The 17,801-nt window shown below is 38.2% G+C and carries 18 protein-coding genes; 2 read left to right on the top strand and 16 right to left on the bottom strand.

Going from position 1 to position 17,801, the window contains the following annotated elements; all coding sequences use genetic code 11:
* Nucleotides 1-1,168: 1,168 nt before the first annotated feature.
* Nucleotides 1,169-2,989, top strand: a complete 1,821-nt coding sequence (gene typA, locus BN67_RS00140; protein ID WP_019222151.1) for a translational GTPase TypA — start codon at nt 1,169-1,171, stop codon at nt 2,987-2,989.
* Nucleotides 2,990-3,058: 69 nt separating this feature from the next.
* Nucleotides 3,059-3,589, top strand: coding sequence for an inorganic diphosphatase (ppa, locus tag BN67_RS00135; RefSeq protein WP_019222150.1), 531 nt, complete (start codon nt 3,059-3,061; stop codon nt 3,587-3,589).
* A 39-nt stretch (nt 3,590-3,628) separates the two neighbouring features.
* On the opposite strand, the gene BN67_RS00130 is transcribed toward ppa, so the two are convergent.
* The 16 genes from BN67_RS00130 to BN67_RS00055 form a co-directional block, all read right to left on the bottom strand.
* The gene (locus BN67_RS00130; protein ID WP_019222149.1) at nt 3,629-3,955 is read right to left on the bottom strand and encodes a DUF167 domain-containing protein; all 327 of its coding nucleotides are present in this window, start codon (nt 3,953-3,955) and stop codon (nt 3,629-3,631) included.
* A gap of 23 nt (nt 3,956-3,978) precedes the next feature.
* Nucleotides 3,979-4,272 (bottom strand): YggT family protein, encoded by a 294-nt coding sequence (locus BN67_RS00125; RefSeq protein WP_019222148.1) that lies wholly within the window; start codon nt 4,270-4,272, stop codon nt 3,979-3,981.
* Between the two features lie 353 nt (nt 4,273-4,625).
* Nucleotides 4,626-5,183: an invasion associated locus B family protein gene (locus BN67_RS00120; protein ID WP_019222147.1), complete on the bottom strand. Its 558-nt coding sequence runs from the start codon at nt 5,181-5,183 to the stop codon at nt 4,626-4,628.
* Between the two features lie 109 nt (nt 5,184-5,292).
* A complete protein-coding gene (locus BN67_RS00115; RefSeq protein ID WP_019222146.1) occupies nt 5,293-5,817 on the bottom strand; it encodes an RNA pyrophosphohydrolase in 525 nt (174 codons plus the stop codon).
* 37 nt (nt 5,818-5,854) lie between these two features.
* Nucleotides 5,855-7,165, bottom strand: a complete 1,311-nt coding sequence (locus BN67_RS00110) for a S41 family peptidase (protein WP_019222145.1) — start codon at nt 7,163-7,165, stop codon at nt 5,855-5,857.
* Nucleotides 7,155-8,438, bottom strand: coding sequence for a murein hydrolase activator EnvC family protein (locus BN67_RS00105; RefSeq protein ID WP_026088065.1), 1,284 nt, complete (start codon nt 8,436-8,438; stop codon nt 7,155-7,157). Before BN67_RS00105 ends, BN67_RS00110 begins: the two co-directional genes overlap by 11 nt.
* Before the next feature lie 96 nt (nt 8,439-8,534).
* On the bottom strand, nt 8,535-9,017 hold the full coding sequence (gene rlmH, locus BN67_RS00100) for a 23S rRNA (pseudouridine(1915)-N(3))-methyltransferase RlmH (protein WP_019222143.1): 483 nt from the start codon (nt 9,015-9,017) through the stop codon (nt 8,535-8,537).
* 1 nt (nt 9,018) lies between these two features.
* Nucleotides 9,019-9,447 (bottom strand): ribosome silencing factor, encoded by a 429-nt coding sequence (gene rsfS, locus BN67_RS00095; protein ID WP_019222142.1) that lies wholly within the window; start codon nt 9,445-9,447, stop codon nt 9,019-9,021.
* Between the two features lie 59 nt (nt 9,448-9,506).
* Nucleotides 9,507-10,100, bottom strand: a complete 594-nt coding sequence (locus tag BN67_RS00090; RefSeq protein ID WP_026088064.1) for a nicotinate-nucleotide adenylyltransferase — start codon at nt 10,098-10,100, stop codon at nt 9,507-9,509.
* 29 nt (nt 10,101-10,129) lie between these two features.
* A complete protein-coding gene (locus tag BN67_RS00085; protein WP_026088063.1) occupies nt 10,130-11,386 on the bottom strand; it encodes a glutamate-5-semialdehyde dehydrogenase in 1,257 nt (418 codons plus the stop codon).
* Between the two features lie 396 nt (nt 11,387-11,782).
* Complete coding sequence (proB, locus tag BN67_RS00080) at nt 11,783-12,925, bottom strand: glutamate 5-kinase (protein ID WP_026088062.1); 1,143 nt, start codon at nt 12,923-12,925, stop codon at nt 11,783-11,785.
* 2 nt (nt 12,926-12,927) lie between these two features.
* Nucleotides 12,928-13,953 (bottom strand): GTPase ObgE, encoded by a 1,026-nt coding sequence (obgE, locus tag BN67_RS00075; RefSeq protein WP_019222138.1) that lies wholly within the window; start codon nt 13,951-13,953, stop codon nt 12,928-12,930.
* Nucleotides 13,954-14,127: 174 nt separating this feature from the next.
* A complete protein-coding gene (locus BN67_RS00070) occupies nt 14,128-14,850 on the bottom strand; it encodes an RlmE family RNA methyltransferase (RefSeq protein ID WP_026088061.1) in 723 nt (240 codons plus the stop codon).
* Nucleotides 14,851-14,879: 29 nt separating this feature from the next.
* Complete coding sequence (locus tag BN67_RS11195; protein ID WP_019222136.1) at nt 14,880-16,187, bottom strand: Ppx/GppA phosphatase family protein; 1,308 nt, start codon at nt 16,185-16,187, stop codon at nt 14,880-14,882.
* A gap of 807 nt (nt 16,188-16,994) precedes the next feature.
* Nucleotides 16,995-17,585 (bottom strand): invasion associated locus B family protein, encoded by a 591-nt coding sequence (locus BN67_RS00060; RefSeq protein WP_033313024.1) that lies wholly within the window; start codon nt 17,583-17,585, stop codon nt 16,995-16,997.
* Nucleotides 17,586-17,587: 2 nt separating this feature from the next.
* A partial coding sequence (locus BN67_RS00055; protein ID WP_019222134.1) for a YadA-like family protein occupies nt 17,588-17,801 on the bottom strand: 214 nt, incomplete at its 5' end.

Below are 17,801 nucleotides of genomic sequence, written 5' to 3'. Positions count from 1 at the left end.
GGATATTCGAGGTTATAATTCAAGATGAGAAACGACAAATAACACTTATAAATCAATATTTATTACTGTATGAAGACGCTGAAGCGTCTTCATCTTTATCTCAAACATACTGCTACATTGGGATTGGATTTACAGACAACAGTGAAAGCACGCACCCTCTTAGACAATTTATATGAAAGTACATTGATTGTTTTAACGTAATAAACTTTACGAATCTTCAATACAATCCCGTGCTCTTATCATCATTTATTACTTGTAAGACTTTCATGAGATAATGGAAAGTCTGTTTAATAACAATTCAAACATGAAATGCATATATTTCTAAAAGCAGTTTTAAAAGAATCTCATAGTTGTGCATGCATTCTTCAAATACGAGAACATATGCAATTATGCGGGAAGTAAGCAAATATCAGTCTCATTATTTATCAGCCCTTAAAAAAGTTTTCTTATTTGCACAGAAGAGATATTAAGAAATATGATCAGAAGTGGTCTTTAGAAATGGATGAGTGCATTTGTATCGACGTCCCTTATAGGACAAATCTGCACTATAGTAAGTACGTTGGAAAAAATGTAAGGAATAATAGCATTCACCTCAAAACAGAAAAACGTAAATTCTAAACAGATGTTGTCCATCCTATCTTACTAAAATGAGACACAATACTTGCAACTGGACTTTTTGGAAAGAAAACACGTATCTGTGGTCAATGCGAAAAAATACTGAAAGCAAACTTCAAGATACTATCTCATGAGGCTTACAACCAAGGAAGTGTCATGAAATCAGCACATGGTTTGAGAAAGTGACTAGCAACACAAACTGCCTATTCTGGAGACACAGTATCACATCTGAAAGCAATTTTTGGGTAAAAATGCTCTTTTGTATGGACTAATCATAAAATGGTATTTCTTTACACAAAGAGCACCGACTGTCAAAAATCTCACTCTTAAAACAATAAAAAAGCTTCAAAATAATGAGAGCTCTGAGATAAAAATATCATAGAATGAGGAATTATCGCCCTTTGTTATTATAATAATTTATTGATTTCATTAATTAAATATTTCCCCTCTTCCAAAATTATAAAAAAACATGTAAAAGACTTTTAAATCGTAAGGTAAAGGGTGTAAAAGCTTTACCTCAAATGAAATTTCACAAAAGAAAAGAAGAAAATTTATGCAATTGCGTAATATCGCCATCATTGCTCACGTTGACCATGGCAAAACAACACTCGTAGACGAACTGCTCAAACAATCAGGAAACTTTCGCGATAATCAGCGCACCAGCGAACGTATGATGGATTCGAATGATATCGAAAAAGAACGTGGAATTACAATTCTCGCAAAAGTGACATCTGTTGTTTGGAAGGATACCCGTATTAACATTGTTGATACACCAGGCCACGCTGACTTTGGTGGAGAAGTAGAACGTATTTTAAACATGGTAGACGGAGCTATCGTGCTTGTTGATGCCGCTGAAGGTCCAATGCCACAAACAAAATTTGTTGTTGGAAAAGCGTTAAAGGTAGGATTACGTCCCATTGTTGCTATCAATAAAATTGATCGCTCTGATGCGCGCGCTGATGAAGTGATCAATGAAGTCTTTGACCTTTTTGCTGCTCTTGATGCAACCGATGAACAACTTGATTTTCCTATTCTTTACGGATCAGGTCGTGATGGATGGATGGCTGAATCTCCAGAAGGACCTAAAGATCAAGGTCTTAGCCCTTTATTTGATCTTGTAACCCAGCATGTCCCTTCTCCACGCGTCGCAGAAGGGCCATTTCGTATGATTGGAACAATTCTTGAAGCAGATCCATTTTTGGGACGAATTATTACAGGTCGTATTCATTCGGGCTCTATCAAATCCAATCAAAATGTCAAGGTTCTTGGACAGGATGGAAAACTTTTGGAAACTGGTCGTATTTCGAAAATTTTGGCGTTTCGTGGACTAGAGCGTCAACCTATTGAAGAAAGTGTTGCTGGTGATATTGTCGCCATTGCAGGTTTGCAAAAAGGGACCGTTGCTGATACTTTTTGTGATCTTGCCGTCAATGAACCTCTCGCTGCTCAGCCCATTGATCCGCCCACTGTTACGATGAGCTTTCTCGTCAATGATAGTCCCCTTGCAGGAACTGAAGGGGATAAAGTCACAAGCCGTGTTATTCGTGATCGTTTGTTGAAAGAAGCAGAAGGGAATGTCGCCTTAAAAATTGAAGAGTCTGCAGATAAAGATTCTTTCTATGTTTCAGGACGAGGAGAATTACAACTTGCAGTTCTTATTGAAAATATGCGCCGTGAAGGATTTGAGCTTAGTGTTTCACGTCCACGTGTTGTGATGCAAAAAGATGAAAATGGAATAACTCTTGAACCAATCGAAGAAGTTGTTATCGATGTTGATGAGGAATATTCTGGAACTGTCGTGCAAAAAATGTCTGAGCGTAAAGGGGAAATGGTTGAATTGCGCTCTTCTGGAGGAAATCGTGTTCGTCTCGTCTTTTGCGCACCAACGCGAGGACTCATTGGCTACCAATCCGAACTTTTAACCGACACGCGTGGTACAGCCATTATGAATCGTCTTTTTCATGGCTATGAACCTTATAAAGGAGACATTAGTGGCCGTGTCAATGGTGTTATGATTTCAAATGATAGCGGTGAATCTGTTGCCTATGCTCTTTTTAATCTTGAAGATCGTGGGCCAATGGTGATCGACGCTGGTGTTAAAGTCTACCAGGGTATGATTATTGGTATTCACTCACGTGATAACGACTTAGAAGTCAATGTTTTAAAAGGAAAAAAGCTTACAAATATGCGCGCTTCTGGAAAAGATGAAGCCGTAAAGTTGACCCCTCCCATTAAAATGACGCTAGAGCGTGCCTTATCATGGATACAAGACGACGAACTGGTAGAAGTAACACCCAAAAATATTCGCCTACGCAAACTTTATCTAGATCCCAATGAACGCAAACGTTTTGAAAAAACACGCTCCTCAACTTAAGTTTCATGACTTCCTTCATGAAATGTTTTATTGTACCTAGATTCACTCTATTCCCGAAAGGATCTTTGCATGAATATTAAAGAAATACCCATTGGTAAAAACCCACCTGAAGACGTTAATGTTATTGTAGAAGTCTCTTGTGGGGGGCAACCAATAAAATATGAGATGGACAAAAAGTCAGAAGCCTTATTTGTTGATCGTTTTCTTCACACATCAATGGTTTATCCAGGGAATTACGGTTTTATACCACATACTCTTTCCGATGATGGTGATCCAATTGATGTTCTTATCTGCAACACTCGCCCACTTCTTCCTGGCTGTGTTATCAATGTCTGCCCCATTGGAGCCTTAATTATGGAAGATGATGGCGGTAAAGATGAGAAAATTATTGCACTTCCTACCCCAAAATTAACAAAACGCTATATCAATATTCATAATTATACAGACCTTCCTGAAATTACACTCAAGCAAATTGAGCATTTTTTCGAACATTATAAAGATCTTGAACCTGGAAAATGGGCTAAGATTGAAGGTTGGAAAGATAAAGATTTTGCACATGAGTTGATTAAGCAGGCTATTAAACGCAATCAAGCAATATAATTATTTTAGAGAAGTAAAGCCTGTTTTTTAAATAGGCTTTTATTTATTTGATCCAGACGTACAATTTCCTAATAATTGCCGTATTTTCGTTAACTCTTCCAAGCGTGCTGAAAAATGAAGTTGTTTATAACGAGACGTCACACCGCTTTTTAACGAAATACAAGAAGATGAGATTTTCCATTGTTTTGCTAAAAACTTAATGAGAGCCTCATTTGCTTTTCCATCTTCAGGAACAGCACGAAGGCGAACAACGAGATACTGTTTTCCATCATCTCGGTCTTCGACTCCCATTATTCGATCAACTGAAGACTTTGGAATGAGCCGTATAAACAGAATTAATCCATCCGTATCAACTTGGTAAAACATCTTCATTCATCTCATACAGTTTTTTAAAGATACATGCTTTCATAAGCACGCCACATAAAAACACGAAGTAAATAAATAATGATGAATACGACCACAGGAGAAATATCAATTGCTCCAAGATCTGGCAAAACCCGCCGAATACGACTTAGTATTGGTTCTGTAAGACGATACAGAAAATCTCCTATCAAAAGAACAAAGCGATTGCGCGTATTTATGATATTAAATGCATAAAGCCAAGAAAAAATAACATTGACGATTAAGATATCAATATAAATATTGAAAACAAGATCTATCACTTGAAGTAATGCGTAAACCATACTTTATCTCTTTCTCAATCAAAAAGATAGAAAATCATAGAAGAGAGCATTCATCAAAATGAGCCTCTTTATTCAACAATGATTTGGTTTTATAGAGGAATATTTCTTGTTGCATGAAGAGAAAATCTAACCATCCAAGTTTATTATCTCACTCTTATAAAGATAATAAAACCCAGAAAACAATATCGAAGTGTAAATCACTGACTGACATAGAAATAACAATAAAAACCCTTAGAATACCCAAAAGCTCTGAGTATTCCTTCTCTCACAATCTCACCATTAAAAGCAAGTATGTTACAAGAATACTTAAATTAAAAACGGCCTTAAAAGGCCGCTCTTATTATATTTTAAGATTATTTCTGTAACGCCGTCAAACGATTCAGTGCATGACTAAAACCATTGAGCTGAACGAATAAATCATTCAAAGGTGTTTCACCTGGAACAGCAAGTGTCATCGCTAACTTCAAATTCTTTCCAGCACGTAAAGATGCCACATGGGTTTTATCAAAAATGACTGGAACAATACAACCTGCTGGTGTACAAGTCCGAATATTCGTTTCGATAACACCCTTTCCCTCATCAACCTGTAAATGAACAGGCTTAGAAACCAAAACGCCAAAGGGAATGATTAAATTACCAGACACAGTACCATCATCCTTAAGATTAAGATTCATAGCCACAACCACACGACCCTGATCATCCGCTTCTTGACGATAAATAAAACAAACTTTTTTTCCTTCTTGGAGTAAACAGTGAAGTTTCCACAAATCGTAAGTTTCAGTCAAAGAAGACGCACCATTTGGCAATGTAGCTGGTGCTTTCGCACTATCAGACTTTGAAGCTGATGCAAATGCTACAGAAGAAACACTAAAAAAAGTAAAAACTACAATTAAATTAAATAACTTTTTCATTTTATATCCCAGTTCTTTACATAAAAGAGAAATACGCTTATTATCTTTTAATATTATACATAAACAAAGTATCTTATATAGAAAAAAGCTTTCTATAGCTATATAGCCTTTATAATTGCTTAAGGCTACCTCGAAATTCGCTGACAACTTTCATATAAACATGCTTTTTGAAAGAAATAACAATTGAAGGAAGGGTTTCTAGATCACCCCACTTCCACTGATCAAATTCTGCTTTATGACCATCAGGCGGCGGATTAATAGTGATTTCAGAAAGATCTCCCGTAAACTGAAAAGCAAACCATTTCTGTATTTGTCCACGATATTTATTGCTTAACGCCCCCCCAACAAGTTCTTGTGGAAAATCATAATGGAACCAATCTCTTGCTTCCTTTATCAACTTTACAGACCGGATACCTGTTTCTTCGTAAAGTTCACGACGTGCTGCCTCTAATGACTCTTCATTTTCATTGATCCCCCCTTGAGGGAGTTGCCAACGATGAGAAGTCTCAACATTATCATGAACATCCGTTATTAAACGGCGCCCAATCCAAACTTTACCTTCATGATTAAAGACAACAATCCCAACACATTTCCGATAAGGAAGAGCCTTCAAATTAACCACCACCTCATTCATTCTATCATCTCTCAAAGCATAATTTACACACTCCTGCTTACTTTAAAATATCTTTAGTGGGATCTGGTGGGAATGCGGCATTTGCCATTTCACCCCGTAACAACTTATAAGCTTCACCCAATTGGACATCATCCTTAGGATCTTTCGGAACAAAAGCAGCTGAACCAGACCCTTTATTGTTCTCACGCTTCCCTTTAATATGCCCTTTCAATGCAGATTCACCAACCTTCACATCATAGCCTTTATATTTTTCAGGCAAGGGCTGCTCTACAAGGATATCAGGCGTGATTCCTGTTCCTTGAATTGAAGTGCCTGAAGGTGTGTAATAGAGCGCTGTTGTTAAACGTAAAGCACCATTTTCACCCAAGGGAATAATCGTTTGAACAGATCCCTTCCCAAAAGATTGCGTCCCTAAAATTGTCGCGCGACGATGATCTTGTAGCGCACCAGCAACAATTTCAGAAGCACTTGCCGAACCACCATTAATGAGCACAATGAGAGGTTTTCCATCGATAATATCACCTGGTTTAGCATCAAATCTCGTCACATCACTCTTTTTACGGCCGCGTGTCGATACGATCTCACCCTTATTGAGAAAAGCACTCGAAACACTCACAGCCTGGTCTAAAAGACCACCAGGGTTAAGCCGTAAATCAAGAACATATCCCTTCAACTTATCTTGAGGAATTTGAGACTGAATATCTTTAATGGCCGCCTGAAGATTGCCAAAAGTTTGTTCAGAAAACTGAATAACTCTTAAATAACCAATATCACCCTCAACACGATATTTTACTGCCTTCACCTTGATGATATCACGAACAACCTTAATTTCGAGTGGCTTATCAACATCAGAACGAATAATTGTTAATACAATTGATGTCCCAGGAGCGCCCCGCATCTTACTAACAGCTTCATTCAATGTATGACCACTCATCTGTACACCATCAATCTTTGAAATAAGATCCCCAGCCAAAATACCTGCTTTTGAAGCAGGCGTATCATCCATGGGAGAAACAACTTTAATGAGGCCTTTCTCCATAGTAACTTCAATACCAAGACCTCCAAATTCTCCCTTCGTAGAAGCTCTCATATCTTTTGCTTCTTCAGCATTCATATAAGAGGAATGAGGATCAAGTGATGTAAGCATCCCATTGACAGCATTCTCAATGAGCTTTTTATCATCTGGAACCGTTACGTATTGCATACGTACACGCTCAAAGATATCGCCAAATAGAGCTAGCTCTTTATACGTATCGCCTTCATTATTAGCAGCAACAGACTGCACCATAATCATTGAACAGGCGCCGAGTAATATCCCAGCGACCAAAAGAATAGCTTTACGAATCATTTTGGTTCCTTTTTGTTTTTTCAGTCCGCCACCAAGGAGTTGGATCTACAGGCTTCCCCCGCTTTCTAAACTCAATGTAAAGCATTGGAACGCTTTTGCCTATATCCAATGCAACACTGTTCGCAACAAATTGCATTCCCATCATACCAAGAGGTTCCCCTGCCAGAACAAACTGCCCTTGAGTCACATTAATTCTTGACATCCCAATGAGAATAATATGATAACCATTCCCAACATTGAGAATAATAAGCTGCCCATAAGAACGAAATGGTCCAGCAAAAACCACAAAAGCATCAGCTGGTGATATAATAACAGCTTCTGCTTCTGTTTCAATCATTTCGCCAAAACGTGTAAGCTGCGAACTATGCTGATCATGTCGAATTCTTTTTCCAACAACTGGAAAAAGAAGCGAACCTTTTCGACTTTCAAAATGCGATTTCTCCAACAATTGCAAATTTTTTTGCACCTGAACTGATACATCAGTACTCAATTTCGATTGACGATCAAGTTCTAAAACCAACCCTTCTAAAGATTGTACTTTTTTTGCAAGAATCGTGTTTTTTTGTTTCTGTTCTACAAGTTCTTCTTCCGACTTTTTTTGTAATTTAGCTTTCTGGTCTAATAAAAGCTCTAGACGCTTTTTCTGCTCTGCTTGATTTTGTATTTTAGTCTTTAGTGTAGCATATTCCGCAGCAATTGAATTGCTCAAATTTGTCAATATCTTTAAGCTTTTTGCTAAAGCCTGTGTTTTCTCTTGCATCTGAGGAAGAACAGCCCCTACTAACGTAGAACTGCGTATAGAAGCTAACACATCCTCAGGCCGCACCATAAGAGCAGGTGGTGGGTTTAACCCCATACGTTCTAAAATAGCAAGAACTTCTGCAAATTCAGCGCGATGACTTTTTAAACTTTGATGAACTTGTGCCCGCTTTTCTATCATTTTTGTTAATTTTTCTTCCCTCTCAGCAATATCCTTTGCTAGCGCACGTTCTTCTTTCGCCGCTTTTATGAGTGCATCACTCAAAACACGCTGATCTTCTTTTAAAAGCTCAACTTGACGCATAAGAAAAGCAATACGCTCACGCGAGAGTGAAATATTCTGGCGAATCTCCACCAACGCTTTTTGTACTTCTGCTGCACTACCCATAGTCTCTTCAGCATGCGATACTGAAAAGCAAAAACTCATACTTAAAAACAGCACGACAAACAGTATGCTTTCCTCATATAAATATCGCATCTTTCTATGAAGAAGCTTTCTCATTTGCCTAACCATTCAGCATTATCGTATAAACTAGAAATGCTTTAAATGGTGTCAACTAAAACAATATTAACAAATTACCTAAATAAATACTAAAAATTGCACAAAATATTAAAAACGATGATAGGGGTGATGACTCGCAATTGTCACTGCGCGATAAAGTTGTTCTGTCAGCAATATGCGCGTAATTTGGTGCGGCCATGTCATAAAACCAAAAGACAAAAGAAAGTCAGCACGATCCCTTACCCGCTCATTGTGCCCATCAGGTCCCCCCAGAGCAATGATAAGATCACGAACGCCTCCATCACGATAAGATTCTAACTTTTCAGCAAATGCAGATGATGAAATCGACTTTCCACGCTCATCCAAAACAATTAACCGACATTTTTCAGGCAAAAAATCGATAAGCTTTTTTCCTTCTTCTTCCATGCGCTGACATGCTTTCTGCGCACGACTTTCTGATATTTCTTGTAGTGTTTTAAAATAAAACCCCACAGCTCCAGCAGTTTTAGAAAAACGATCCAAATAATGATCAACTAATTTTTGCTCTGCCCCTTTCTTCATGCGACCAACAGCAAAAATAGAAATTTGCATGTTAATGATCCCCAAAAAGAACTGGTTTTGTATTGTTCAAATCCGGAGTAAGCCACATCTTTTCTAAATTGTAAAAAAGACGAATTTCCGGACGAAAAAGATGAACGATAATATCGCCTTTATCAATCAATACCCAATCACCCACAGCAAGCCCTTCTACACTTGCTTTACCACACCCACTGTCTTTCAAAGTATAGAGCAAATGATCAGCAATAGCACAGACATGTCGTTGTGAATGTCCGGAAGCTATAACCATGTAATCCGCTAAGGATGATTTCCCCTGAATATCAATGGTAACAATATCTTCTGCTTTCGTATCTTCTAAACTCTTGAGAATAATTTCGAGATAATCCGTGACAGAAAAGACTTTTTTTTCTGCAGAAGATGCAAGATTATAAGAATGTTTTTGTGAAATGTGTTTCAGACTCATATCCTTTCTTAATGTTTAGAATGAAATATAAAAGAGAGAAGCAAAATCTCATAAAATATTCAAGAAAAATGATTCTCCTTTAAACGAAGACTCGTTGAAGACTGAAAAGACACAGGTCCATGCAAATAAGTCCAAACCGGTGGTTTCATAAAAGGTAACCTTATACTTTCTCTTTCCTCTAAACGAAAAGAACGGTAAATTTGTGCCATAGGAGAAGAAAGTGCGGGCACCCGTGCAAGCGGGCGATCAATAACAGCAATAGGAAGCATCGATATGATATCATGCCACCGGAACCAATGGTGAATTGTTGCAAAACTGTCTGCACCCATAACCCACACAAAACGCACTGTGCGATAATGTGTAAGAATATAAGAAATCGTATCTACCGACATTGTACTGCCTATCGCCCGCTCAAAACCTGTTATGCGGATCTTTGGATGATCAATAAGTGCAAAACTTAACCGCATTCTCTCATCTAACGATAACAACTTTGTATGATCTTTGAGAGGATTCCCTGGCGTTACCATCCACCATAACTGATCAAGATGCAAGCGCCGAATAGCAACCTTTGCAACGAGAAGATGCCCATCGTGTGGAGGATTAAAAGATCCACCAAAAAGACCCACAACATTGGCCCTTTCTACATGTGGCATACGCTCTTTCCAAGGAAAAACTGGCTTCATCAAGGCCTAACCTGTCCATTCCCCCTAATGTGGTACTGAAATGATGTGAGTTGTTCAACACCTATAGGACCACGCGCATGCATTTTTCCTGTTGCAATACCAATTTCTGCTCCAAAACCAAACTCACCGCCATCAGCAAATTGTGTCGATGCATTATGAAGCAAAATAGCCGAATCCAAACGATCAAAAAATATTTTTACCACATTCATATCCTCAGCAATAATCGATTCCGTATGTCCTGATGAATAACGTTGGATATGCGCAATAGCTCCCTCAATGCCCTCAACTGTTTTTACAGAAAGAATGGCATCAAGATATTCATGTGACCAATCCTCCTCAGAAGCTAATTTGCACTTTGGCATAAGAAAAACGATATCTTCTGTTGCACGAATTTCGCACCCCTTCTCCTGTAAAAATGTCAGAACAGGAAGAAACTTTGTTAGTGCCTGCCGATCAAGGAGAACTGTCTCTACAGCACCACAGATACCTGTGCACCGCAATTTCGCATTTAAAACAATATCACGCGCCATCTCTAAATCTGCCGACTGATCAATATAAATATGGCAAAGCCCCTCCAAATGTGCAAAAGTTGGAACGCGTGCCTCAGATTGAACGCGCGTAACAAGGCTTTTCCCGCCACGAGGGATGATAACATCAATCATATTATCCAAACCTTTAAGCATTTCTCCAACAGCAGCACGATCTGTTGTTCCAACCATTTGAATGGTATCTTGAGGAAAACCTGCTTTTTCCAACCCCCTTACCAACGCAAAATAAAGTGCATGTGCAGAATGAAAACTATCGGAACCACCACGTAAAATTGCCGCATTTCCAGACTTCAAGCACAAAGCACTTGCATCAATTGTAACATTTGGTCGACTCTCATAAATAATGCCAATCACACCAAGAGTCGTACGAACACGACTAATATGAAGCCCATTAGGACGTGTCCACTCACTCATCACTTTTCCAACGGGATCAGGCAAACAAGCAATTTGGCGGACACTGTCTATGATTGCATGCAAACGTCGTTCATCTAATTTAAGCCGATCAACCATCGCTGGCTTTAAATTATTACGTGTAGCGTTCTCTAAATCCTGATGATTAGCCCGTAAAATTTCAGCTGATTGATCTTCTAAACTCAAAGCTATCATTTCTAATGCTTTATTCTTTTGTTCAGAAGACATAACCGCCAATTCAGCAGCAGCAGCACGCGCTTTTCGCCCCATATCCTTCATTTGTTCTTTTAAAGCCATACAACCATCCACTCTCCCAAAACAATAAACAAAGATAACTTTTTAAGCAGAATCATCCATGAATTGTATACCGATAAATCCAATTGAGTACCACCATCTTCACGCTTATATAAAGATACAAATCAGCACTATTACTCTCTTTACCAGCTCGTGGTATATTTACCAACTCACAATATTTATCACCCCATAGGTAGTTGCAACAACCCTTGTATGGAAGCAGTTATAAGAGGCATTTTCCCTCTTTTCTTTTATAGTTTTTATCCACATGCCAATCCCACTGATAGAGTAAAACCAAGTGAACATCATTGACTCGACATAAAGTGATTTGAAATGAGAGAGACTTACAATATTCAGGCTTATGATTCAAGCTCCATAACGACAAACTATACTTATAAATCAATATGTTATATCAGTTAAACAGCGTAAAACCATATCATTACGATGTACCATAGCAGAACGTGCTTCATACCCAAGAATAGAGGTAATTTCTCTGCTTTTACGCCCTGTAATACGCGCAGCCTCATCTTTGTCATAATTGACAAGTCCACGCGCAATTTCAACTCCATTTGCATCAACAATTGAAACCGTATCTCCACGACTGAACCTGCCCTCAACCGCAACAACTCCTGCAGCTAACAACGATTTTCCAGATTCAAGAGCCTCCACCGCTCCTTGATCAATCGTCAAAATACCAGATGAATCTAAATGACCAGAAATCCATGTTTTCCAAGCATTAACTGGCTTTTCACTCGCAGCAAAAAAACTTTTTCGTTCCCCACTATCAATTGCCGCCAGCGGATTCATACGTTTGCCTGAAGTAATAATCATCGCCGTTCCAGCGGAATTTGCTATTTTTCCAGCATCAAGCTTGGTCTTCATTCCTCCACGAGAAAATTCTGAAGCCGCAACATCAGCCATTTTTTCAATATCACTCGTAATTGAAGCAATAAACGGAATAAATTCAGCCGTTGGATCACGATGAGGAGACTTCGTATAAAGACCATCAATATCTGATAAAAGAATTAAAAGATCCGCACTCATCATTGTTGCCACACGTGCTGCTAAACGATCATTATCACCATAACGAATTTCACTTGTTGCAACAGTATCATTTTCATTAATAACGGGCACTGCTCCAAAATGTAAAAGTACATTAATCGTCGCACGTGCATTGAGATAACGTCGTCTCTCTTCCGTATCAAAGAGAGTGAGCAAAACTTGACCCGTTTTTAACCCATGCCTCGCAAGTGCCTCACCATATGTTTTTGCTAATTCAATTTGCCCCAAAGCAGCACATGCTTGACTCTCTTCCAATTTCAAAGATCCCTTGGGAAGCTGTAACAATGTCCTTCCTAAAGCAATGGCACCCGAAGAGACTAATAAAACCTCCACACCACTTTGATGCAACTTGGCAACATCACTTACCAAACTGTTGAGCCATTCAGAACGCAGACCTGTTTGAGGATCAACCAAAAGTGCAGATCCAATTTTGACCACAATGCGTTTATAGTATGCGAGTTTTTGCAATCCAAAAGCCATCTTCATGAACCCTGATATTCTACAGCCTCATCCTCTTTGCGTGCCGTTTCGATAATCTGTGCAACAGTACGTAACACATTTTCTAAACCTTCATGACTGATTGCAGAAAACATCATCACAGATTTACCTGTTATTCTTTGCAAAATCTCTTGTTTGGCTTTACGCTCCTCAAGAGTAAGAGTATCTATCTGACTTAAGGCTACAATTTCAACCTTATCACTGAGATTATTTCCATAGGCGCCTAACTCATTACGTACAACCTGGTATGCTTTTGCCACATCTTCTTCTTGAGCAGAAACCAAATGAAGTAAAACACGGCAACGTTCTACATGCCCTAAAAAACGATCTCCAATCCCCACGCCTTCATGTGCCCCTTCAATTAAACCAGGAATGTCAGCCAAAACAAATTCACGCGCATCAATGCGTGCAACACCAAGATGAGGATGCAAAGTGGTAAAAGGATAATCTGCAATTTTTGGTTTTGCAGCTGTCACGGAAGCTAAAAAAGTTGACTTGCCAGCATTGGGCAAACCAATCAAACCGCCATCAGCAATTAATTTCAAACGAAGCCACAATGTTCGCTCTTCTCCAGACAACCCTGGATTTGCATGGCGAGGAGCTCGATTCGTAGATGTGGTAAAATGAAGATTCCCAAAACCGCCATTCCCTCCTTTTGCAAGACAATAATGTTGCCCAACTTCTGTTAAATCACAGATTAACGTCTTATTGTCTTCTTCAAAAATTTGGGTGCCAACCGGTACTTTAAGAATGATATCATCACCCTTTTCACCTGTCATATTACGCCCTTTACCATGCCCCCCTGTTTTTGCTCTAAAATGCTGCTGATAGCGATAATCAATTAATGTATTGAGCCCATCAACAACAAGAGCCCAAACATCACCACCACGTCCTCCATTGCCTCCATCAGGCCCCCCAAATTCAATGAATTTTTCACGCCGAAATGATACGGCGCCTGCTCCTCCATTACCAGAACGAATATAAACTTTAGCTTGGTCAAGAAATTTCATTGGAAACGCTCACTGAGAAATCAATCCCTTTACCTCTGTAGGTAATATTTTACCAGTTTTTCATTGTTAATAATAAAAAAACTCTCGACAATATCATTGCCAACTGTCTGAGAATACTCTTACACTATAAATATGCAAGTAAATTGAAATCTTTAAAAAGAAGGCGCTCTTTAATTACACTTCTGTTGTTCCCTTAAATCCAAGTGCTAGAAGATAAAGTTCTACTGATTCTGACCGACTTGCAGGTGGTTTAACATGATGAACTGCTTTAAAATTCTGTTTCAATGTCGTGAGAAGAATATTTTCTGCCCCACCTTGAAAAGCCTTTGCTAAAAAATGTCCTCCAGGCTTGAGAACGGAAAGAGCAAAGTCAGCAGCAACTTCACACAAATGTATCGTTCTTAAGTGATCCGTCTGACGGTGGCCTGTGGTTGGCGCTGCCATATCAGAAAGGACGACATCCGGCTTTGTTCCTAAGGCATCCATCAATTTTTGTGGTGCACCTGCATATAAAAAATCCATTTGCAGCATCACAACCCCAGGCAATGGATCAACAGGTAAATAATCAATACCAACGACACTAGGCTTTTGATCACTTGATCCAACCATACGTACAGCAACCTGACACCACCCCCCTGGAGCTGCTCCCAAATCAATAATCTTTTGACCTTTTTTGAGAAATTTATAGCGTTCATTTATTTCGATAAGCTTATAAGCTGCACGTGAACGATAACCATCTACTTTCGATTGATGAACATAAGGATCATTCAGATGCCTTTCTAACCATCGCCGTGATGATGCCTTAATGGTTCCTGCTTTCTTCTTTACACGCTGATATAATTCGTTCGATCCTGAACCACCATAGCCGCCTGTTGGTGTTTTTGTTGTTTTTTTCACCATTCATTGTCTCCGTGCTTTGATAACTTCTAACACTTGAAACTTTTTCCTTTCCTATATCCACCCCATACATCATCGCGTAACATCAACTCTATCAAAATGCCTTCTTTTAACCCACGATCAGCAACTCTTAATTGCTGACTTGGCCAAACTTCTCGAATAACATCTAAAATCGCACAACCGGCTAAAATTAAATCTGCTCTCCCTGGCCCAATACAAGGGTTATTTGCACGTTTTTTTATATCCCATGATAATAAGCGTTTCATTATAAGAGTAATATCTGTATCATTCATCCAAATACCATCAACTTGCCTTCGATCATAACGTTCTAAATTAAGGTGTATTCCTGCTAAAGTCGTAATCGTTCCAGAAGTTCCCAAAAGATGAAACTTCGAACCCTGGGCGAGAACACCCAATTTGTAACGACCTGAAAAATTATTTAAAAAACTCCGTACATAGTTTTTCATTTTTTCAAAATCATCCAAACAAATCTTATCTCCCCCAAAACGTTCGGCAAACGTAACAACACCAACCGAAAGAGAAGTCCACGCCGTAATTTGTTCAGTTAAACGTAAAGAATGCTTTTTAGAAACATCAAGCAAAACAATTTCTGATGATCCTCCTCCAATATCAAAAAGCACAATGGCATCGGTGTTCGGCTCAACGAGTGAGCCACATCCTGAAACAGCAAAACGCGCTTCCGTTTCCCTATCAACAATTTCTAACTTAAGACCAGTTTCATCCAAAACGCGTTGAATAAAATGTTGACCATTTTTTGCTGAACGACAAGCTTCCGTTGCAACTAAGCGATAACGTTTAATATGCCTTTGTCTTAGCTTTAAATGACAAATCTTTAACGCTTCAATCGCACGGTCCATAGCTTGCGTATTCAGAAAAACGTTATCTATTAAACCCTCTCCCCATCGTATAATACGTGAAAAAGCATCAACAACTCGAAAACACCCTGGTTTCCTAGGAGAGGCTATAAGAAGACGACAATTATTCGTCCCCAAATCAAGTGCGGCATAAAGAGGAGGCGGCTTTAATTGAAATAATCGTGGAAGAAAAAATGTTTTGTTTTTTTTTGTTTTTTTAACACCTGCAGTTGCCCGTCCATAAAATTCAAAAGCTGTACCTGATTGAATGAGACGCGTTTTTTGTTTACACTGTTTTTTTTTCTGTTTTTTCTTTATTTCAATAGGAATAGAGCCCATCCCTGTCTGCAAAAATGCAGAATAATTATCTTGATTACTGCCACGAATACATAATTTCTCTGCTCTAATATGAGATATTCTTCCTCGTTTTGTCTCTCTTGGACCATAACTTAACGAAGCCATTTTTTCTTATCCTTTGAGCATTTTAAATAAAAAACGCGAGAACTCTCACTGCTCATTACTAAAGCTAAAGTAACAATGCGATATTAAGTCACAAATATAAAGAAAACATTTCATATTTTTTTATCATAAAAATTCGCTACACTCTTATCATTCAGTTTTTTGTATCATTTTTATAAAATTATAAATCGTTTTATGAACTTGAAATTCATTATTTAATCCATTCTGATAGATTTCTAGATTCTCTTTTTATCATTCACATGATATGCACCATTGCAAAACGATACATTTATATTCTTAAAGCGTTAGCAACTATCATTCTCCTGTGTATTCATGAGATAACAATACTGTAAGTCTCACTTTACAAAAGAATTAACATCATTATCAAGGCTATAAAATTGCCATAATATTTCAATTTCGAGTTATTGATGCAGATAAGATAACTGTAAAATTTATAAGAATCTTTTACAGAAGTGCATTCTCACACACCTCTGATTCAAGAGGGCTCTATCCCTCTCTTTGCTGTACTCTCTCTCAATGGCTCTTTCTTATCATTTTTTGCTGTTAAGAGTTCATATCATTTACTCTATAAACTCTATAGAAACTTTCCTCTTATTTTCTCTTCTATAAACAGTGTAACCATAATTTTATATTTATAAAATACATTCTCGTTTAAAACCATCATCCCAATAATGACATTCCTCAGAACTTCTTATTTAATTATTCTTTATTTAAACCTAAATATGCAATTGGATCTTCAATATAACATAAAAAATTTAAAAAGTTTCCATGCACAGCACCCTATGCCATCTATCTTTGCAAAGAATAAAGCGCTGCTTTCAACCCTTTAAATGGCACTTTAAAAGAAAATATCTTTCCTTCTTTAACCTTGTAGGAAATACGTACTGTTTTGTCCTGCTCTATTTGTTTATTTAAAATAGGCCCTACAGATACCTGTGCCAAACAAACTGTTTTGCCACACTGTGTATAATGGATAAGGAGAGGCTTTTTCACACCTTCCATAAACATTTGAATAGGAACATTTGTATCAGCATTTGGCAATGTTCGAAAAAGCATGACTGCTTGACCACTTTTTGTAGAAACAAGAGACCAACTAAAAATATTATTATCATCCTTATCATGAACAGTCTGTGTCACATTACAGATGCCTTGCCTAAGTTTTTCTTTTTCATCACAAATCAAAGTCCAATTATAAAATTGCATAATAATTCGACGTGTTTCACCAGGTCCCCCCTTGGGAATAGATAACTGTGGTGGACGCACCGTATAAACACTGTTGTTTTCTCCCGCAAGACTTTCGCCCTTGCCTATTAAAGCAAGAATGAACAAGATACTTACCCAAACATTTCGTTTCTTTATAATGATATCTATTTTTTTCATTATCATTGCACCCTCAAAATAATCGCAGCACCTATACCAAAGTGACCACCAGCACTGGTTATAGAGAAGTTGGAACGTATTTTCCCATCTTCAGACATATAACCAGCACCAAAAGCAAAGGCTGATTGGTTCCGCCACGCACCTGTACCAAATGAAAGACTAAGCTTTCCTGGCGTATTATCATAACTTAAATTCGATACTGCCAAACCAATAGCA

It is taken from the genome of Bartonella rattaustraliani AUST/NH4 (assembly GCF_000312565.1).
In the GTDB taxonomy this organism is placed as follows: domain Bacteria; phylum Pseudomonadota; class Alphaproteobacteria; order Rhizobiales; family Rhizobiaceae; genus Bartonella; species Bartonella rattaustraliani.
This window is presented reverse-complemented; position numbering and strand designations above follow the sequence as displayed.

Excerpts from the sequence above, each read along its gene's own strand:
- BN67_RS00110 (WP_019222145.1), bottom strand. The coding sequence starts at position 7,165 with ATGATTCGTAAAGCTATTCTTTTGGTCGCTGGGATATTACTCGGCGCC.
- BN67_RS00125 (WP_019222148.1), bottom strand. The coding sequence starts at position 4,272 with ATGGTTTACGCATTACTTCAAGTGATAGATCTTGTTTTCAATATTTAT.
- BN67_RS00105 (WP_026088065.1), bottom strand. The coding sequence starts at position 8,438 with ATGGTTAGGCAAATGAGAAAGCTTCTTCATAGAAAGATGCGATATTTA.
- ppa (WP_019222150.1), top strand. The coding sequence starts at position 3,059 with ATGAATATTAAAGAAATACCCATTGGTAAAAACCCACCTGAAGACGTT.
- rlmH (WP_019222143.1), bottom strand. The coding sequence starts at position 9,017 with ATGCAAATTTCTATTTTTGCTGTTGGTCGCATGAAGAAAGGGGCAGAG.
- obgE (WP_019222138.1), bottom strand. The coding sequence starts at position 13,953 with ATGAAATTTCTTGACCAAGCTAAAGTTTATATTCGTTCTGGTAATGGA.
- BN67_RS00115 (WP_019222146.1), bottom strand. The coding sequence starts at position 5,817 with ATGAATGAGGTGGTGGTTAATTTGAAGGCTCTTCCTTATCGGAAATGT.
- BN67_RS00120 (WP_019222147.1), bottom strand. The coding sequence starts at position 5,183 with ATGAAAAAGTTATTTAATTTAATTGTAGTTTTTACTTTTTTTAGTGTT.
- rsfS (WP_019222142.1), bottom strand. The coding sequence starts at position 9,447 with ATGAGTCTGAAACACATTTCACAAAAACATTCTTATAATCTTGCATCT.
- typA (WP_019222151.1), top strand. The coding sequence starts at position 1,169 with ATGCAATTGCGTAATATCGCCATCATTGCTCACGTTGACCATGGCAAA.
- proB (WP_026088062.1), bottom strand. The coding sequence starts at position 12,925 with ATGGCTTTTGGATTGCAAAAACTCGCATACTATAAACGCATTGTGGTC.
- BN67_RS00090 (WP_026088064.1), bottom strand. The coding sequence starts at position 10,100 with ATGCCACATGTAGAAAGGGCCAATGTTGTGGGTCTTTTTGGTGGATCT.
- BN67_RS11195 (WP_019222136.1), bottom strand. The coding sequence starts at position 16,187 with ATGGCTTCGTTAAGTTATGGTCCAAGAGAGACAAAACGAGGAAGAATA.
- BN67_RS00060 (WP_033313024.1), bottom strand. The coding sequence starts at position 17,585 with ATGAAAAAAATAGATATCATTATAAAGAAACGAAATGTTTGGGTAAGT.
- BN67_RS00130 (WP_019222149.1), bottom strand. The coding sequence starts at position 3,955 with ATGTTTTACCAAGTTGATACGGATGGATTAATTCTGTTTATACGGCTC.
- BN67_RS00085 (WP_026088063.1), bottom strand. The coding sequence starts at position 11,386 with ATGGCTTTAAAAGAACAAATGAAGGATATGGGGCGAAAAGCGCGTGCT.